1 pseudogene is annotated in these 2,663 nt (G+C 50.2%); it reads left to right on the top strand.

What is annotated here, in order from left to right:
- Positions 1–61: 61 nt before the first annotated feature.
- A pseudogene (locus QD47_RS29275) lies at positions 62–2,663 on the top strand (non-ribosomal peptide synthetase); the annotation flags it as partial.

The raw sequence follows: 2,663 nt of genomic DNA, 5'->3' as shown, positions 1-2,663 counted from the left end.
AACGGAGTATTGGAGCGGTTACCTGCGAGGCTATGAGGAGACGACGGTCTTGCCCCAGGCCAAAACAGGGAAGACGAAGGAATATGAGGCCGAATATTTGGAGTTTGATTTAGATATAGACCTGACGGCGGAACTTCAGCAGTTGGCAAAGCAAGAACAAGTGACGATAAATACGCTGATGCAAACAGCCTGGGGTGTTTTGCTGCAAAAGTATAACCGTACAGAGGATGTCGTTTTCGGTAGTGTGGTGTCGGGACGTCCAGCGGACATTGCGGGAGTAGAGCAAATGATCGGACTTTTCATTAATACCATCCCAGTCCGTATTCAAGGTGGACCGGCAACTGCATTTACTGAGTTAATGAAGCAAACTCAGAGGCAGGCGCTTTCCGCCAATGCCTATGACACATTCCCGCTATATGAAATTCAGGCACTGACTGAGCAGAAGCAGGATTTAATCAAGCACATTATGATATTCGAAAATTATCCGGTGGAGCAGCAGGTAGAACAGCTGGGAAGTGATGGGCAGGAATCATTCACGATTTCGAACGTGGTGGCCACAGAGCAAACCAACTACGATCTGAACGTCGTCGTGATGCCGGGAGATGGCATCAAGATTCGTTTTATGTATAACGCATTGAGCTTTGATCAAACCGGCATTGAGCGTCTGCATGGACATTTTGCTCGTCTGCTGGAGCAAATTTCGTTCAACCCGCATGTTTGCGTAGAAGAGCTGGAATTGGTGACAACGGCGGAAAGACAACAGATTACAGGCGAGTTTAACGACACAGCTTCTGTATATCCGCGCAATCAGACAATCCACAAGCTATTTGAAGAGCAGGCTGAACGCACGCCAGATCACGTGGCCGTCGCTTTGGGCCATCAAACGTTGACCTATCGGGAACTCAATGAGAAGGCTAACCGATTAGCGCATACGCTACAGACTGCTGGAGTGAAGGCCGATGAGCCTGTCGGCATTCTAACGGAGCGTTCGCTGGATATGATTAGCGGAACGTTGGCTATTTTGAAGGCTGGAGGCGCATATGTGCCGATAGATCCTCAGTATCCGGAAGACCGTATTCGCTATATGCTAGAGGACTCGGGAGCCAAACTGCTGCTGGCTCAACAAGATTTACTGGAACGTTGCTATTTTGACGGACAGATTGTCAATCTGAATGAGGATACGTCCTACAGTGCAGATGCTTCCAATCTGGGTATAGATGGAGCGGGTAATCATGCTGCTTATGTCATTTATACCTCAGGCTCAACAGGTAAGCCTAAGGGTGTCGTTGTTGAGCATCAAAGTGTCGTGCGCTTGGTGCGTAATACGGATTATGTGCCGTTCGATGAATCGATTCGAATGTTGCAGACTTGCGCGTTTGTATTTGATGTGTCTACGTTTGAAATTTGGGGGGCGCTACTGAACGGTGGTCAGCTTGTACTCGTGCATAAGGATGATCTTTTGGACGCAGCTAAGCTCAAGAAGACCATATGGGATCATCGCATCACCATGATGTGGCTGACTACACCGTTATTTAATCAGCTTTCGCAGCAGGACAGTAAATTGTTCGGAGATGTGAAGTATTTGCTGGTCGGAGGCGACGTGCTGTCTGCACCGCATATTAACCGGGTACTGCGTGATAATCCGGATATGAATATCATTAACGGCTATGGACCAACGGAAAATACTACTTTTTCGACGGCTTATCATATTAAGGAAGAACAGCTTGATTCTGTGCCGATCGGGCGTCCTATCCGAAATTCGACGGCGTATGTGGTCGATTCGGTGTTTAATCTGCAGCCGATTGGAGCATGGGGTGAGCTGGTTGTTGGCGGAGACGGAGTCGCACGCGGTTACCTAAACCGTCCTGAATTGACGGCAGAGAGATTTCTTGCCAACCCGTGGGTGGACGGAGATCGCTTATACTGCACGGGAGATCTTGTTCGCTGGCGTGAAGACGGTACATTGGAATACGCTGGACGGATGGATCAACAAGTTAAAATTCGCGGCTACCGAATTGAGCTGGGCGAGGTCGAATCGGCTATGCTGAAAATAGATCGTATCCAAGAGGTCATCGTACTGGCACATGCGACCAGCCAAAACCAACACGAACTAGTTGCCTACTACGTGGCAGAACGGGAAGTGATGGGGAGTGAGCTTCGCAAGCAGCTGAGTGAGGAACTCCCGAATTATATGGTTCCCTCGTACTTTGTTCAGATGGAGCAAATGCCGCTCACACCCAACGGCAAAATCGACCGTAAGGCATTGCCGGCACCGGAACAGATTTCCCATTCCACGCAGGAATATAGGGCTCCGCGGACAGCAGAGGAGCAGGCACTGGCTCGTGTGTGGGAGGCTGTACTGGGCGGCGGTCCTGTCGGACTGACGGATCAATTTTTTGATCGGGGCGGGGACTCGATCAAGGCGATTCAGGTGTCCTCACGCCTGCTGCAGGCAGGATACAAGCTAGATATCAAAGACTTGTTTAAGTACCCTGAGGTTGCTGAGCTAGCTATGCACCTGCGTGTGCCGGATACCCAATTAGCTGATCAGGAAGAGGTCAGCGGAGCCGTGTTGCTGACACCGATTCAGCAGTGGTTTGTGGAACAAGGGCAGCCTGTGCCGGACCACTTTAATCAGGCGGTTATGCTTCACCGGGAGCAGA

Source organism: Paenibacillus terrae, from assembly GCF_000943545.1.
Taxonomy (GTDB): domain Bacteria; phylum Bacillota; class Bacilli; order Paenibacillales; family Paenibacillaceae; genus Paenibacillus; species Paenibacillus terrae_A.
Note: the sequence above shows the minus strand (reverse complement) of the source record. Positions and strands in the feature narration are given on the sequence as shown.